Source organism: Crenobacter intestini (genome assembly GCF_004919095.1).
Taxonomy (GTDB): domain Bacteria; phylum Pseudomonadota; class Gammaproteobacteria; order Burkholderiales; family Chromobacteriaceae; genus Craterilacuibacter; species Craterilacuibacter intestini.
The window spans coordinates 22,409-37,832 of the sequence record NZ_STGJ01000022.1 but is presented as its reverse complement, the minus strand read 5'-3'; the positions used below and the strand labels follow the sequence as shown (position 1 = coordinate 37,832).

Sequence of the window (15,424 nt, the reverse complement as noted above, 5' to 3'; positions counted from 1 at the left end):
GACGCCGATTTCCAGCAGGGACGGCAGCACCTCGAGCACGTTGAGGCTGGTCGGCTCTTCCAGTGCGTAGTAGGTGTCGCCTTCGACGTCGAAGCGCCCCTTGCACAGCGTCGGGTACCCGGCCGCCTCGCCCGCGCCGTAACGGTCGATCAGGATGCCGTTCAGCCGCGACGCGGTCGCCGCGCCTTCCTGCTCCCAGCGCACGAACTTGGCCGGCGAGCACACGCCGTGGGTGTTCGGCGACTCGCCGGTCGCGTAGCTGGAGAGCAGGCAGCGCCCCTCGACCATCACGCACAGGCTGCCGAAGCCGAATACCTCGATCTCGACGTCGGTGTGCTCGATCACGTGGCGCACCTGGTCGACCGTCAACACGCGTGGCAGCACCGCGCGCACCACGCCGAAGCGCTCGCGCGCAAGGTTGACCGCCTCGTAGTTGGTCGCCGAGCCCTGCACCGACATGTGCAGACGCAGTTTCGGGTGGCGGCGGCAGGCGTAATCCATCAGGCCGATGTCGGCGAGGATCACCGCGTCGACGCCGAGGTCGGCGGCCTGGTCGACCGCACGGTGCCAGCGCGAGATGTCGACGCCCTGCGCGAAGGTGTTGATCGCCATCAGCACCTTGCGCCCCTTGTCGTGCGCGTAGCGGATGCCGGCGGCGGCGGATTTTTCGTCGAAGTTGAGCCCGGCGAAGTTGCGGGCGTTGGTCTCGTTCTTGAGCCCCATATACACCGCGTCGGCACCGTGGTCGATCGCGGTTTTCAGGGCGGGCAGGCTGCCGGCGGGGCAGACCAGTTCGGGCAAAGATTGCATTGCTCAATAAACCATTTAAAACCGCCTAGCGGTCATTGAATTGAATTCAACATTTAAATTGCACTTGGCCGCAGAAAATTATTCAGATACAGAATATTAAGCTTCAAATCAGAAGAAACCATTATCATGGTTACTATAATTCATTCAGCCAAACCACGCTCGACCGCATATACAGCAACCTGAACGCGACTATTCAAACCAAGTTTTTTCAATACATTTTGCACATGGATCTTTACTGTGCTATCGGCAAGATTGAGGCACTGCGCAATTTCTTTGTTACTTTTACCCTGAACAAGATAACGTACAATCTCTCGCTCCCTCACCGTCAGCTTCTCGTAATCAGGCGGCAAAGGCGCTTGCCTGCTGCTCCCCTCTCTAACGCAATCGACAAGCTTTGCAGTCATTGCTGGCGAAACAACAGACTGCCCAGAAAACACCTGTTCGATCGCCGCGGCTAGATCACTACTTTCGATATTTTTCAAGAGATAGCCACGAGCCCCATCGCGCAGTGCCTGTGCCAGCTCATCACTCTCTTCTGAAACAGTAAGAATCACCACTTTTACATCGGGAAACTCATTAACCAGCAACCTAAGAGTATCCAATCCAGAAAGACCTGGCATATTCAAATCAAGCAAAACGATGTCTGGTTTTAATTTACGCGTCAGCTTGAGCCCCTCCCCCCCGTCGGCCGCCTCTCCGACCACCTCGTGGTGCACTTGCTTCTGCAACAGCAATCTTAACCCAGAGCGGAAAAGATTGTGATCATCAATCAATAGGATTCTAATAGTCATTTATTCTTACCTATTCTACGCTGCTTTTCGAAGACACTTACTTAAACACAATTTTATTAAAGTACCCTCACCTGGGCTGGTATTTAATTCCAGATGGGCCCCAATTCTTTCTGCACGTTCCCTCATAATGTGCAAGCCAATGTGCCCTTCTCCACGAGAATCAACTTCTTTCAGATCGAACCCAGAACCATCATCGATCACTTCTATCTCGAAATCAGGTCCATTGCGAACAACAATTTGCACGTGACTAGCACCCGCATGCTTCCTGATGTTTGACAACGCTTCCTGAACAATAAAAAGCAGTTGCAGTTGCTGTTCAGGTGACAAGGGAGCTCCACCTTCGTCAATCACGGAAAATGAAACTTCCGTGCCAGTCTGGCGCGAGAATCGATCGGCAGACTCCCGAATACCTCCAAACAGTTCTCCTGGCCCTAGCTTGCTGCGGAAGTTCAACAAAAGCTCTCGAACATCTTGGTAGCTCTCATCAATCCCACCGGAGATCAGTTCAACAATTTCCTCAACTTCTGCGTGATCTCCATCTGATTGTGCTTTTTTTAGCAAGTCAACTTGCATCTTTAGAAAATTGAGCCCCTGTGCGATAGAGTCATGTAACCCCTGCGCTAACAAATTACGTTCTTGTGCAACTGCCACTTCACGGGCACGCGCCGAAAGCCTTCTGTTCTCCAGGGCGACACCTAGGTGCTGACCAAGAAGATTTAGAACCTGTGCTTCGGCTGCGCTTAGGCTGCGCTCTTCATAGAAATGCAGTGTAAATTCACCAAGGGACTGATCTAGACAGGCAACCCTGAATGCAGCAAGTGAAACAAAACCACTTTTCGCGCATGGCAATTGCGCCCTAGAAGATTTTAAATCTTTAATGATTATTCTGTTTTGGAAAGTCGCATGCCCACAATGACAAGCATTAACATGCGTGCATTGATCTGCGTTAATCTGTTCTGCCGAAAGACCTTCTGACACAACGAGATGCAAACGATCAGTGTGGCCATCCAATACCCTCAGACTTCCACCATCTGCATTGAAATGCCGCATTGCTTTTTTTAAAAAACCACTGCAAAGTTGCTCTATATCTGCCGGCTGATTCAGAAAAACAAGCACGTCATACAAGGTTGTGAGTTCATGATTCTGTCTTTCCATCCTAACAGTTTTATCTGCCACTCTGGCTTCAAGATCGCGATAAAGGCTCTCCAACTCATCAGCCATTGCATTGAAACCCTGCATCAGACTACCAAATTCATCACGACTATCCACAGGCAGTCTGACTGAGAAATCATGTTTAGCCATCCTTTGCACACCATCCTGAAGCCTAATGAGCGGCAGAATGATCCACAAGTACAATAGATACGCGATAGCGAGCGCACCAAAACAGGCCGTTAATGCCAAGACACCTTGCGACACACGAAGAAGATTGCTTTTTTGCTCATTTGCACGCTCAATTAGAGAAACAAGAAGGTTGGTCTGAGCAACAAAATCAGGAAGAAGAGAATAATATTTCTTCGATCGATCAGCAGAATCTGCTGAGTAAATTGCGGGAACCATTTTATTTCTCCAAAGCTCCGCAACCTTAATGAATTGATTCTTAACGCCAACATCATTCGGGATAAACAATGGTCTACTTGGGTCACCAGAAAGCAATTGATCTAGCAGTTTATTTTGTTCAAAAACAGTCTTCTCGACGTTCGAATGCCCAACAGCATTCTCCCGATCCAGCTCAATCTGAACTAGATTGGCTCGCATTCGCAGGCTACCGGCATCATTGATCGCCGCACCGGCCCCCTCAAGCTGCCACGAGAGCCAGAGCGTCCCAATAATCATGGTCATGATAACAATCAGACCACCAATGTTCAGTGCCAGGATCCTGGTTGAAAGGCGGTGCCTCCAAACGAATTTTTCCATATCAATCGGCATCAGCCATCCCCACGCATACATTGCAAGCACACTGTACCTTGGCAGTACGACAAGCGAAGACTGATCCCATTCATCATGATGCGCAAGCCGATTTTGATACAATCGGGCATACAAGCGGCAAAAAGGCATCTGCACGAGGCGCATACGCAAGAAGTGCCCCAGAATCAAGGTCAAAATACCAACCGTGGAGCGTCAGTTCTCCTGATGCTATTGCAGACTTCACCCATGGAAATGTTTCAAGATTTTTAAGCGAAACAAGAACTGAAGCAAGCTCACAAGCTCTCCGTTGTTCCAGTACCGAAGCGTCCTGCATTGTAGACATCACGCGCACGCGCGCGGGCTCTGCAATCGACATCCATTTCCCGATGAAATCTTCTTCACGCGACGTATCAATATCCTGCTCAACTAGTGCACGGATGCCGCCGCATTGCGCATGTCCAAGAACAATAATACGTGAAACCTTCAAAGACTCGACAGCAAACTGAATAGCCGCTGAGACACCATGATGGCTTTTAGCTGATCCACAAGGTGGCACCAGACTAGCAACAATGCGAACAGTGAAAATATCACCGGGATCACAGCCAAGTAACAATGCGGGATCTACCCTAGAGTCGCAACATCCAATCAACAAGGTTCCCGGGCGTTGGCCACGCTTCAAATCATTAAATAAACCAGGTGAGTCATCAAAGTAATGACTCTGAAATTTCTCAAACCCATGAATGAATCGTTCAATATCATGCATACATAGCCCCTATTTCAACCACCAGTCTGAGCCATAAAGCGTATAACCTTATCAGGCTGTGTATTAAAATGATGACGCTCAGGCTTTGCTGCAATCGCAGTCAGAATTGTCGATTCAATATCAGAATTACTTGCACCGTCTCTCAACAACGCCCCAAGTGGGACGCAGTCTTCGTGTCCAAGACACAAGTACAAGGTACCATCTACACCTAAACGAACTCGGTTGCACCGTTCGCAGAAGTGTTGTGAACGTGGGGTAATAACGCCAAAATTTGCCAGTCCCTCCCCCATCGACCAGTAACGAGCAGGACCAGTCCCAGTGTCATCCAATTGAGGTAGAAGTCCGTATTTTCTGGCCATGTCTGCGCCGAGTTTCGTAACATCGACATATCTGGCGGCACGTCCGGTCTCTCCTATAGGCATTGTTTCTATCAGCCGCAAAATAAAGTCTTGCTTTAACGAATACTCGAATAGAGCATGCAGCGTATCGACATTTACTCCAGGCTGAACGACACAATTTAACTTGATAGGACTAAACCCGACAGACTTGGCCACGTCCAGACCTGCCAAAACTTCGTTTAAACAGTCACGCCCCGTGATGCTTGCAAAACAATTCTTATCAAGGGTATCCAGACTAACATTAAGACGACGAATTCCGGCAAGGTAGAGTGACTTGGCTTGGCCTGCAAGTCGGGTTGCGTTGGTCGAGAGCGACAGATCCTCAACGCCTTCTAGAGAAGAAACCATAGACGCGAAGTCTGAAATCCCTCTCCTTGTCAGTGGCTCGCCTCCCGTCAGTCGTATTTTCCCAACGCCAAGCGATACAAAAATACCAACAAGCCTGGCCATTTCCTCATGCGAAAGCCAGTGCGAAGGTTCTTCAAAACCCTTGAATCCTTTTGGCAAGCAGTAGTTACAGCGCAAATCACATCTATCCGTCACAGATACCCGTAGATAGTTTATCTGCCTTCCAAAGCCATCGATTAGTCTGTTTCTATTCGACATTTAATCACCTGATTTTAGTAAGTAATTTATTGTTCACAGAAGCAGACTACTCCCCTAATTCCAGATAGCAGACTGGGGACGCAACGGTTACTGCGTGGTCAAACATCGTTTCTGTAATTTTTGTAAGCGCTGCCTCGACGATAGTATTAGCTTGCAACCTAGCTTCTTCCGCAGCATCGCATCCCTGTCGCTTGCGTAGACCGAACTCTGTCAACACCAGGTGCTCATTCGGAACAATACCGACTTTGCCAAGGCAGGCGGCAACACAGGAGAGCTCGCAACCATCCAAGGCAAGGATGGGCAATCCCGACCTCGCCAGTCGGACAAGCGATGACACCCCTCCCCCTACACCGCTGATGCATGACATACGCGCTTGACCCCTGCGATCAAGGTCAAGCGCGATGTTGTTGCATAATTGAGCCACATTCGAACAACCGCTACATGCATAGACTAACGGGACAACGTTGTGTTTCGCGTGGTCAGCCATACCATCCTCCAGCCCCTGGCACTTCACCCCATGAATGGGCTACATGATCATGTCTTGCGGCTGGCGTGACTATTGGTCATTGGAACTAATCACTTTGGCATGGTGTGCGCTTCTGGCAGCATCGGGGCGTCACCCACCCCGCCGTTGCCGGTCACTTTGATCGCGCGGATTTCCAGCATGTCTGAATCGATCCCCCAAGGGAACTTCCAGCCCCCCCCGCTCTGGCATGATCTGTGCATGATGCACTGACTGAGATGTCCCGATGAAGAGCCTGTTCGCCGCCGAAGAACGAGAAAGCAAGCTGTCCAAGCTGGGTGATCCGCTGGAATCGGTGGGCCGCCATGTCTACTTCGCCGCGTTGGCGGCCAGCGTCGACCGTGCATTGCCGAGGCCTCACCGCTACTTTGGCAGTCGGCCTCCATACCCGACCGAGTTGATGATCCGCCTGCTACCAGAGCAGTTCCAGCGTCACGCTCTTGCGCAGTTCCTGGTGCAGCGCCGGCCAATCCGGCTCGGCGCGAAGTACGCTGGATGGGGGTGACGGCGGGAACAGCAGTGCATTGACGCGCGGTCGTCCAGTTCGTCGGGTGCAACGGGAAGCCGAGTCCGGCCAGCTTGGCACGAGCGAGGTAGTCGCTCACCGTGGTTGGAGAGGCGCCGATCATGCGGGCGATTACGCGCCGGGAGTAGAGGCCTGAGTGGTGCAGGCGAAGGATTTCGATGATTTTGCGCATGGATAACCTGTGGTTAGACATCGGGCGCCTAGGAAAAAGGTTCGAGGGTGCCAAGGGTTACCCCGCGCGCTACGCCTTGTTACGGTAATGTTTCAAACCGTCCAGTTTGCGCTGGAACGGCTGTCCAGATTCAGCGGGAATGGGTGATCAGGTTGCCGCAGCCGCTCACGCCCCCTATTAAAGTGGACACCTAAGACGTCTGTGAGTCCATTTTTTCGTGCGATGAGACTGACACCTCTTTTCCTGGCAAGCCTTGGAATTAAAGGAATTTTCGCGTGTCCATCTTTTTTAACTTGCACGTGGCGCCGTGCAGGCCTTCCAGGCGCTGGGCGTTCGCCTGCGCGACTTCCAGAAGGCCGCGCTGGAGACCTGGGTGCAGGAGTACCGGGGGGATCTGGGCATCGCGCTGACCGACGTGGTCGGCATGGACGCATTCCTCGCCGACTTCGACCTCTACTTCGCCAAGCTGTTCGACGGCCTGCGCCACGACAGCGGCGACCCGTTCGTGTGGGGCGAGAAGGCGATCGCGCATTACCAGTCGCTGAAGATAGACCCGCGCAGCAAGATGCTGGTCTTCAGCGACGCGCTCGACACCGGCAAGGTGCTCGCGCTGTACCGCCACTTCGCCGGCCGCGCGCAGACGAGCTTCGGGGTCGGCACCCATTTGAGCAACGACCTAGGGCCGACGCCGCTCTCCATCGTGCTCAAGCTCACCCGCTGCAACGGCCAGCCGGTCGCCAAGCTCTCCGACAGCCCGGGCAAGGCCCTGCCGGTCGACCCGACCTTCCTCGCCTACCTGCGTCAGGTGTTTGCCGTCCCCGCCTAATCCGCCAGCAGCGCGGCCAGCCTTTCCCGCTGCGCGGCGTCAGGCGCGGATGCCAACGCCAGCGTCAGCCGGCCCAGCGCGCGGTACGCGGCAGCGTCATCCCCTGCGAGCACCGCCAGATGGCGCGCGACGGTGCCATCGTCGCCGCGCGCAATCGGCCCGGTCAGCGCGGCGGCAGGGCCGATCGCGCGCACATTGCTCAGCGTCTGCTGCATCAGCGTGCCGATCAGCCGCGCAGCGGTGTCCGTGTCGACACCGCCCGCCGCGGCGATACGGGCGGCCAGCGCCGCCAGCGTGACCAGATAGTTGGACGCGACCGACAGCGCCGCGTGGTACGCCGCCTTGCCGCCGGGCGCAAGCGCGAACGGCGCCCCGCCGATGGCGTGTGCGAAGTCGTAGAGCGGCGCCTGCGCCGCCGTATCGCCCTCGAACGCGCACAACGTGCCGGCAAAAGACAAGCGCGCGCGCGCCGGGTCGGCGAAGGAGAAGGCCGGGTGCAGGCTCGCGCAGCACACGCCCTGCGCCGCCAGGGGCGCGAGCAGGCTCGCCTCGCCCGCGCCGCTGGCGTGAAAGGCGACCGACCCCGGCGCCAGCACGCCGGCTGCCGCGAGCTTGGCCGCCACCGGCGCGATCGCGGCGTCGGGCACCGCGATCAGGGTCAGCCCGGCCGGCGGCAGCGCGGCCAGATCGCACAGCGGCACGCCGTCGCCGACCAGCGAGACGGCCGCTTCGGCGTGCGCGCGCTCGCGGCACAGCACCGCGCCTACGCGGTAGCGGCCCGAGGCCTGCGCGAGCGCGCCGAGTGTGGCGCCCAGCCGGCCGCCGCCGACGATATTCAGGGTTGCTTTCATGCCTGCCTTTCCGGACGTTGACGCCCCCAAACAAGGACATCATCATTGTCTGGCCACCTCAGAAAGAGACGCCATGACTAAATGGATCATCGCCACCGCGCTCGGCCTTGCGCTGCTATACCTGATCGCGCTCTACAACGGCCTGGTGCGCTTGCGCCACGAGGTGACAAGAAGCTGGGCGAATATCGACGTGCTGCTCAAGCAGCGCCATGACGAGTTACCCAAGCTGGTCGCCGTCTGCCAGCAGTACGCGCGCTTCGAGCAGGACACGCTGACCCGGGTGATGGAAGCCAGGAGCGCGGTGCGCGACGCGCGCGCCAGGAACGACGTCCCCCGCATCGGCGCGCTCGAAGAACAGCTGCGCGGCCTGCTCGCGCAAGTGTGGGCGGTCGCCGAAGCCTACCCCGAACTCTCCGCCGACGCGCGCTTTGGCGAACTTTCCGCGCGCATCAGCCGCCTCGAAGACGCGATCGCCGACCGGCGCGAACTCTACAACGAGGCGGTCAACAACCTCAATGTGCGCGTCGAGTCCTTCCCCGACACCCTCGTCGCGCAGGCGCTGGGCTTCACCCCCGCGCGGCCGCTGACCTTCGCCGCGCGCGACAAGGCCGATGTCGATATTGCCGCGCTTTTCCAGCGTTAAGCTGCCCGGCGGCCACGACGCGCTCGCGCACCGTTACGCGAGCCTCGCCGCCTACCCCGCGCTGCTTTACGCCGCGTGGCGGCTCCCCTTGCTGCCGCCCGCCCTCCTGCAAGGCAGCTGCGCGCTGTTCGCCCTCTTTTACTGGCATTGGGCGTACCGCCGCTACCGCGCCGTCGCCGACACGCCGACCGCGCGCGCAGCCAGCGCCGCGCTCGGCTACTGCGAACTCTACGGCACCGCGCGCGCCCACCCGCGCGCGCCGCTCGCCTCCGCCATCAGCGGCCGCCCCTGTTTATGGTTCGGCTACCGGCGCGCCTGGCAAGGGCCGGGCCGGCGCCCGCTCACCGGCCACGCCGACAGCGGCGCCACCTCCACCGAAAGCTTCCTGCTGGTCGGCAAGGACGGCGGCGAGGTGGTGATCGAGCCCGAGCGCGCCGAGGTGCGCGCGCGCCACCGGCACAGCTGGATGGAAGACGGCTGGCGCATCACCGAGACCTGGATCGCCGACGGCGACCCGCTCTACGCGCTGGGCGAAGTGTCGGCCATCGGCGGCGCGCCAACCCGCGCCGAGCGCGACGCCGACTTCAAGGCCGCGCTGGAGACGCTCAAGCGCGACCCGGCGGCGCTCGCGCGCTTCGACGCCGACGGCAACCGCGAGCTGGACCTTGCCGAATGGGACGCGGCGCGCGAGGCGGTCGCCCGCGACGTCGACCGCCGGCACCGCGAACTCGCGGCGATCCCGGTCAGCCTGCACCTGGCGGCCCCCGCCGACGGCCGGCCGTTCATCGTCGCCGCGCACAGCCCGAGTAAGGCTTCGCGCGGCTACCGGCGCCTGGCCTGGCTACATGCAGCCTCAGGCCTCGCCACGCTGGCGGTGCTGCCGCTGCTCGCCGGCGCATCCTTATAACGGTTTATGCCGGCCACAGCAGCGCCCGGCCTTTGCACACGACGCGACGATCGCCGATGATGACAAAAAACTCTACAGACGGAGAAAACCATGAAGATTGAAACGATTGCCGTGCACGGCGGCTACAGCCCGGACCCGACCACCAAGGCCGTCGCCGTGCCGCTCTACCAGACCGTCAGCTACGCGTTCGACGACACCCAGCACGGCGCCGACCTGTTCGACCTCAAGGTGCAGGGCAATATCTACACCCGCATCATGAACCCGACCACCGACGTGCTGGAAAAGCGCGTCGCCGCGCTGGAAGGCGGCATCGGCGCGCTGGCGGTCGCCTCGGGCATGGCGGCGATCAGCTACGCGATCCAGACCATCGCCGAGGCCGGCGACAACATCATCGCCACCAGCACGCTGTACGGCGGCACCTACAACCTGTTCGCGCACACCTTCCCGCAACTGGGGATCGAGGTGCGCTTCGTCGACTACCGCGACCCGGCCGCGATCGGCGCGCTGGTCGACGCGCGCACCAAGGCGGTGTTCTGCGAATCGATCGGCAACCCGCTGGGCAACGTGGTCGACTTCGCCGCCTTCGCATCGGAAGCCCACCGGCACGGCCTGCCACTGATCGTCGACAACACCGTGCCCTCTCCTTATCTGTGCCGGCCGTTCGAGCACGGCGCCGACATCGTCGTTCACTCGCTCACCAAATACCTGGGCGGGCACGGCACCAGCATCGGCGGCATCATCGTCGACTCGGGCAAGTTCCCGTGGGGCGAGCACGCCAAACGCTTCGTGCGCCTGAACACGCCGGACGTCAGCTACCACGGCGTCAACTACGTCGAGGCGCTGGGCGCCGCCGCCTATATCGCCCGCGCGCGGGTGGTGCCGCTTCGGAACATGGGCGCGGCGATCTCGCCGTTCAACGCGCGCGAGATCCTCACCGGCATCGAGACGCTGGCGCTCAGGATGGACCGCATCTGCGACAACGCAGCGAAGGTCGCCCGCCACCTCGCCAGCCACCCCAAGGTCGACTGGGTCGAATACGCGGCGCTGGAAGGCAACCCGTCGAAGGCCCTGGTCGAGCGCTATATGGGCGGTCGCGCGTCGGGCATCCTGTCGTTCGGCGTGAAGGGCGGCGTCGAGGCCGGCGCGCGCTTCATCGACGCCTTGCAACTGGTGACCCGTCTGGTGAACATCGGCGACGCCAAGAGCCTGGCCTGCCACCCGGCGAGCACCACCCACCGCCAGCTCTCCGAGCAGGAGCAGCGCAAGGCCGGCGTGCGCCCAGAGATGGTGCGCCTGTCGATCGGCATCGAGCATATCGACGACATCCTCGCCGACATCGAGCAGGCGCTCGCCGCGGCCTGAGCACCCGCGCCACCTGCACCCAACACCGGCCGCCCGCGCGGCCGGTTTTTTTGCGCTTGCCGCAGCCGCCCCAAAATAGACAGCGATTGATCAACATCAAAAATAGAGACAGGCTGTTTTACATTGACAGCACATGCTCCTAGAATACTTGGCAACGGATACGTACTGCGTGCGTCCTTCCGTTGTTTCGAGGTTAGGTTTTTGCGGCCCGTCCAGTCAGGACGGGCTCTTTTTTGTCCGCCGTCCGGCATTTATCCGCCAGAAACGCCAGCACCATGGCAAGCACGCCGCAAAAAACAACAGAATCACACGGTTTTTCGCCCAGACACTGCAAATCCCGCGCACGCAGCGCAAGCCGCTGATTTCTTTGAGAGTTTAATGATCTTCTTATCTTGATATGCGCATAAACGGCGAGCAAACGCGCTCAATGTGTAGGAAAAAAGCAACAGTACGCTTGCTATGTGTTGCGCCACGCACAACTTCGCGTTTAGCATTCGCTCACAAACTTTTCTTCACACACCAAGGAAGAGCATCATGAAAAAGACCCTGATCGCTGCGCTGATCGCCGGTATCCCGGCCGTAGCAGCTGCTGACGTGACCATCTACGGCGCCATCAAGGGCGGCGTTGAATCGATCGATACCGCTGGCCAGCGTGCGACCAACATCGAAGACGTGGGCTCCCGCATCGGTTTCAAGGGTGCTGAAGACCTGGGCAACGGCCTGAAGGCGATCTGGCAGGTTGAGACCGGCGTTGCGATCGATAACAGCGCCAACAGCGGCAACTGGGCTTCCCGCCAGTCCTTCGTCGGCGTGACCTCCGACTTCGGTACCCTGCGTCTGGGCAACATCTCCAACTTCGGCGACTCCGACCTGGGCAACGTTGACCCGTACGAGTACAACAGCGACGCGCTGGGCCTGGGCATCTACACCCGCGGCAACACCCGCGTGAAGAACGCCGTCCGTTACGACAGCCCGGAATACGCAGGCTTCAAGGCCGCCTTCCTGTACGGCACCGAAGAAGACAAGAGCATCAACACCAACTTCAACCCGGTTGATCCGACCACGATCAAAAATAAAGATCGGGAAACGTACAACCTGGGTCTGGGCTACAACTACGGCCCGATGTTCGCCAAGTACGCGTACACCTACCGCACCAAGTACAACGCTCCGGTTGATGCTCCGGCAGAAAAAGGCACCCAACACCAACTGGAAGTGGGCTACGAAGCCAACAACCTGTTCGTGGCAGCCGGCTACCGTCTGAGCAAGGGCGACTACGACCAGACCTTCGCCAACAGCTTCGTTGATCTGTCTGATCTGAATGCTGCGACCCTGAACACCAAGCTGGGCAAGTTCGAGTCCAGCGAGTACGCGCTGACCGCGACCTACTCGATCGGCAACTTCATGCCGAAGGTCTCCTTCGTGCAGGGCACCGACGTCAAGGTTGACGGCAGCAAGCTGAGCGACTCCGGCTACCAGCAGTTCGTGGTCGGTACCGACTACGCACTGTCCAAGCGCACTGTGCTGAGCGCCCAGTACGGCCACATCAAGCTGGACGACAACCTGGCCAAGGCATTCGGCGACGACAAGATCGACGCTTTCGGTGCCTACGTGGTCCACAAGTTCTAAGCCTCGCGCTTCTGAACGCAAAAACCGGCGCCTCGCGCCGGTTTTTTCATGCCCGCCAACCGCAGGCAAAAAAACGCCCCGGCCTGTAGCCGGGGCGGTCAACACCCGTGTCGTACCTGCAAGCTTCCCTGCAGCGTGGCACCCCATCGCGTCCCGAACGCGAGGGGGCCGGATCTGTCCGACGTCGAAGCTTGACGAGCGCCCTTGCAAAGCCCCTCGGTGTCTTCCTCGCGCGGCCCGAATCAAACAGACGTTTGAATGTTAGGCGCGGTGCACGCGCACGGCAAGCCATTCATGCGCTTCGCAAGAGAAGGTGACGGTTTTACGCCACACCCGCGCACGGTGTTAAAATCGCCGCTCGCCGTACTGCCGGACAATCCGACATTCTCCCGCCATGACCTTCAAAGCCAACGACTCGCTGACCGAACAGATCGCCGCCCATCTGGGCGAACACATCATCCGCGGCACGCTCGCACCGAACGCCCGCATCCAGGAATTGCGCATCGCCGCCGAACTGTCGGTCAGCCGCAGTTCGGTACGCGAGGCGCTGCTGATCCTCGAGCGCCGCCAGCTGATCCGCATCTACCCGCGCCGCGGCGCGGTGGTCGAGAGCATGAACGCCGACGACGTGCGCGCCTTCCTCGACCTGTGGTTCCTGTTGCTGGAGCAGGCGATGCAGAGCCTGGCCGCACGCTGGCAGCACGACGACCTGGCGCCGCTGTTCGAATGCGAGGCGCAACTGGCGATCGACCGCCGGCAGGACGATGTCTCTGCCTTCTACGCGACCAGCTTCGAGTTCCTGGCCGCACTCTATGCGCGCTGCGACAACCGCTACCTGCAGGCGACGCTGGAAGAGATGCAGCCGCTGACCCGCCGCTGCCTGTACGCGATCTTCCGCGCCGGCGCGCCGCAACTCGCGCGCGCGCAGGCCTTCATCGCCGACGCGGTCGCCGCCATCGTCGCCCGCGACGGCGAGCGCATCGGCACGCTCAGCCGCGCACTGCACGACACCTACAGCCAGGTGGTCGTCGAGGCGACCCGCGCGTTGTCGGCAGCCGAGAAGGTTTAAGCGCCAGACAGCCGGCGAAAGCCAATCCATAACCTTCTTGCGCCAGCCACCCTACCGCGTAGGCACGCGCCGGCAACAAAGGTGCTGGCGAGGTCTTAAGCCGGCCCTTGTTCGAGCGATTCGACGGTAGCGAATCGCGAGTTGGCCGGCGCCTCGCCAGCGCCTTTGTTGACGGGGAAGTCGCGGGCCTTCGGGGGCGTTTGGGATGCAAGGGGCTTGTCGCCACAAGCCCCTTGCCCGTTCGAATTCCCTCGCACCGCTACGCTTGCCGCGCTCGGTCAGCGCGGAAGCGGCACCTAAAAACGTCCGCGCAGCGGACTCAACATCCGGGTGAGACTCGACCTACACGGCTCCTAGCCGCGGCGCGTGAGCGTGCGGTAGCACCAGGCCAGGCCGTCGTCGCGGCGGTGCGCCTCGCGCGCACTCTCCTGCCATGAGCCGTCGTCCCACGCCGGGAAAAACGCGTCGCCGGCCACCTCAATGTCGATCTCGGTCAGCTCCAGCCGGTCGGCAAGCGCCAGCGCCTGCGCAAACAGCTCGCCCCCGCCGATCACGCAGGCTTCGTCCACCTCCCCCACCCGCGCGAGCGCGTCCGCCAGCGAGTGCACCGCCTCGGCACCTTCCGCCCGCCACGCCTCGTTGCGGGTGACGACGATATTGCGCCGGCCCGGCAGCGGGCGGCCGATCGAGTCCCAGGTCTTGCGCCCCATGATGATGGGCTTGCCGAGCGTCACTGCCTTGAAGTGCTTGAGGTCTTCCGGCAGGTGCCACGGCATCGCGTTGTCCTTGCCGATCACCCGCCCCCTGGCCATCGCCACCACCAGCGTCAGCAGCGGCTTCATACCGCCACCTGCGCCTTGATGTGCGGGTGCGCCTGGTAGCCTTCCAGCGTGAAGTCCTCGAACTTGAAGCCGAAGATGTCGGTGACCGCGGGGTTCAGGTGCATGGTCGGCAGCGGGAAAGGTTCGCGCGCCAGTTGCTCGCGCGCCTGCTCGAGGTGGTTGCTGTAGAGGTGCGCGTCGCCCAGCGTGTGCACGAAGTCGCCCGCCTTCAAGCCGCACACCTGCGCGACCATCATGGTGAGCAGCGCGTAGCTGGCGATATTGAACGGCACGCCGAGGAAGATGTCGGCCGAGCGCTGGTAGAGCTGGCAGGAGAGGCGCCCGTTCGATACGTAGAACTGGAACAGGCTGTGGCACGGCGGCAGCGCCATCTGGTCGACCAGCGCCGGGTTCCACGCCGAGACGATCAGCCGGCGCGAGTCCGGCATGCGCTTGATCATCTCGACCACGTTGGCGATCTGGTCGACCTTGCCGCCGTTCGGCGCCGGCCACGAGCGCCACTGGTAGCCGTACACCGGGCCCAGGTCGCCGTTCTCGTCCGCCCACTCGTCCCAGATGCGCACGCCGTTTTCCTTCAGGTAACGGATATTGGTGTCGCCGGACAGGAACCACAGCAGTTCGTGGATGATGGACTTGAGGTGCAGCTTCTTGGTGGTCACCAGCGGGAAGCCGTCCTCGAGGTTGAAGCGCATCTGGTAGCCGAACACCGAGCGGGTGCCGGTACCGGTGCGGTCGGTCTTCACGTCGCCGTGCTCGAGCACGTGACGCATCAGGTCGAGGTATTGTTTCATCGTGTTGCAGCCA

16 protein-coding genes and 1 pseudogene are annotated in these 15,424 nt (G+C 59.8%); 7 read left to right on the top strand and 10 right to left on the bottom strand.

Annotated features, from left to right (window positions below):
- From ubiU to E5K04_RS15210, 6 genes are all read right to left on the bottom strand, one after another.
- Nucleotides 1-810, bottom strand: an 810-nt coding sequence (gene ubiU / locus E5K04_RS15235) for a ubiquinone anaerobic biosynthesis protein UbiU (protein WP_136555675.1), incomplete at its 3' end; no start/stop codon positions are given.
- Nucleotides 811-950: 140 nt separating this feature from the next.
- A complete protein-coding gene (locus E5K04_RS15230; RefSeq protein WP_136555673.1) occupies nucleotides 951-1,601 on the bottom strand; it encodes a response regulator in 651 nt (216 codons plus the stop codon).
- A gap of 15 nt (nucleotides 1,602-1,616) precedes the next feature.
- Nucleotides 1,617-3,527 carry a type IV pili methyl-accepting chemotaxis transducer N-terminal domain-containing protein gene (locus E5K04_RS15225; RefSeq protein ID WP_136555671.1) on the bottom strand — a complete coding sequence of 637 codons (1,911 nt, stop codon included), beginning with the start codon at nucleotides 3,525-3,527 and terminating at the stop codon, nucleotides 1,617-1,619.
- Between the two features lie 73 nt (nucleotides 3,528-3,600).
- A complete protein-coding gene (locus E5K04_RS15220) occupies nucleotides 3,601-4,269 on the bottom strand; it encodes a carbonic anhydrase (RefSeq protein WP_136555668.1) in 669 nt (222 codons plus the stop codon).
- 14 nt (nucleotides 4,270-4,283) lie between these two features.
- The gene (moaA, locus tag E5K04_RS15215) at nucleotides 4,284-5,273 is read right to left on the bottom strand and encodes a GTP 3',8-cyclase MoaA (protein WP_136555666.1); all 990 of its coding nucleotides are present in this window, start codon (nucleotides 5,271-5,273) and stop codon (nucleotides 4,284-4,286) included.
- Nucleotides 5,274-5,319: 46 nt separating this feature from the next.
- Entirely contained in the window at nucleotides 5,320-5,760 is a 441-nt protein-coding gene (locus tag E5K04_RS15210) for a putative zinc-binding protein (RefSeq protein WP_136555664.1), read from the bottom strand.
- Between the two features lie 262 nt (nucleotides 5,761-6,022).
- Here E5K04_RS15210 and E5K04_RS15205 point away from each other — a divergent pair, with 262 nt between their 5' ends.
- Together E5K04_RS15205 and E5K04_RS15200 are read left to right on the top strand one after the other, a co-directional pair.
- The gene (locus E5K04_RS15205) at nucleotides 6,023-6,301 is read left to right on the top strand and encodes a hypothetical protein (protein WP_136555662.1); all 279 of its coding nucleotides are present in this window, start codon (nucleotides 6,023-6,025) and stop codon (nucleotides 6,299-6,301) included.
- A 497-nt stretch (nucleotides 6,302-6,798) separates the two neighbouring features.
- Nucleotides 6,799-7,320 (top strand): annotated as a pseudogene (locus tag E5K04_RS15200) (nicotinate phosphoribosyltransferase); the annotation flags it as partial.
- Here the strand turns inward: E5K04_RS15200 and E5K04_RS15195 are convergent.
- Nucleotides 7,317-8,171, bottom strand: a complete 855-nt coding sequence (locus E5K04_RS15195; protein WP_136555658.1) for a Rossmann-like and DUF2520 domain-containing protein — start codon at nucleotides 8,169-8,171, stop codon at nucleotides 7,317-7,319. The pseudogene E5K04_RS15200 and the gene E5K04_RS15195 overlap by 4 nt on opposite strands.
- A 73-nt stretch (nucleotides 8,172-8,244) precedes the next feature.
- Between E5K04_RS15195 and E5K04_RS15190 the strand changes: the two genes are divergently transcribed.
- From E5K04_RS15190 to E5K04_RS15180, 3 genes are all read left to right on the top strand, one after another.
- A complete protein-coding gene (locus E5K04_RS15190) occupies nucleotides 8,245-8,814 on the top strand; it encodes a LemA family protein (protein ID WP_136555656.1) in 570 nt (189 codons plus the stop codon).
- The gene (locus E5K04_RS15185) at nucleotides 8,783-9,721 is read left to right on the top strand and encodes a hypothetical protein (RefSeq protein ID WP_136555654.1); all 939 of its coding nucleotides are present in this window, start codon (nucleotides 8,783-8,785) and stop codon (nucleotides 9,719-9,721) included. The genes E5K04_RS15190 and E5K04_RS15185 overlap by 32 nt, the downstream gene beginning before the upstream one ends.
- Nucleotides 9,722-9,811: 90 nt before the next feature.
- Entirely contained in the window at nucleotides 9,812-11,083 is a 1,272-nt protein-coding gene (locus tag E5K04_RS15180; protein ID WP_136555652.1) for an O-acetylhomoserine aminocarboxypropyltransferase/cysteine synthase family protein, read from the top strand.
- 193 nt (nucleotides 11,084-11,276) lie between these two features.
- Here E5K04_RS15180 and E5K04_RS15175 read toward each other — a convergent pair whose 3' ends face one another.
- Nucleotides 11,277-11,501: a hypothetical protein gene (locus tag E5K04_RS15175; RefSeq protein WP_136555650.1), complete on the bottom strand. Its 225-nt coding sequence runs from the start codon at nucleotides 11,499-11,501 to the stop codon at nucleotides 11,277-11,279.
- A gap of 116 nt (nucleotides 11,502-11,617) precedes the next feature.
- Here E5K04_RS15175 and E5K04_RS15170 point away from each other — a divergent pair, with 116 nt between their 5' ends.
- Nucleotides 11,618-12,709 carry a porin gene (locus tag E5K04_RS15170; protein WP_136555647.1) on the top strand — a complete coding sequence of 364 codons (1,092 nt, stop codon included), beginning with the start codon at nucleotides 11,618-11,620 and terminating at the stop codon, nucleotides 12,707-12,709.
- A gap of 394 nt (nucleotides 12,710-13,103) precedes the next feature.
- A complete protein-coding gene (locus E5K04_RS15165) occupies nucleotides 13,104-13,778 on the top strand; it encodes a GntR family transcriptional regulator (protein ID WP_136555645.1) in 675 nt (224 codons plus the stop codon).
- Nucleotides 13,779-14,131: 353 nt separating this feature from the next.
- On the opposite strand, the gene E5K04_RS15160 is transcribed toward E5K04_RS15165, so the two are convergent.
- Entirely contained in the window at nucleotides 14,132-14,620 is a 489-nt protein-coding gene (locus E5K04_RS15160) for a dihydrofolate reductase (RefSeq protein WP_136555643.1), read from the bottom strand.
- Nucleotides 14,617-15,411 carry a thymidylate synthase gene (locus E5K04_RS15155; protein ID WP_136555641.1) on the bottom strand — a complete coding sequence of 265 codons (795 nt, stop codon included), beginning with the start codon at nucleotides 15,409-15,411 and terminating at the stop codon, nucleotides 14,617-14,619. The genes E5K04_RS15160 and E5K04_RS15155 overlap by 4 nt, the downstream gene beginning before the upstream one ends.
- Nucleotides 15,412-15,424 lie beyond the last annotated feature (13 nt).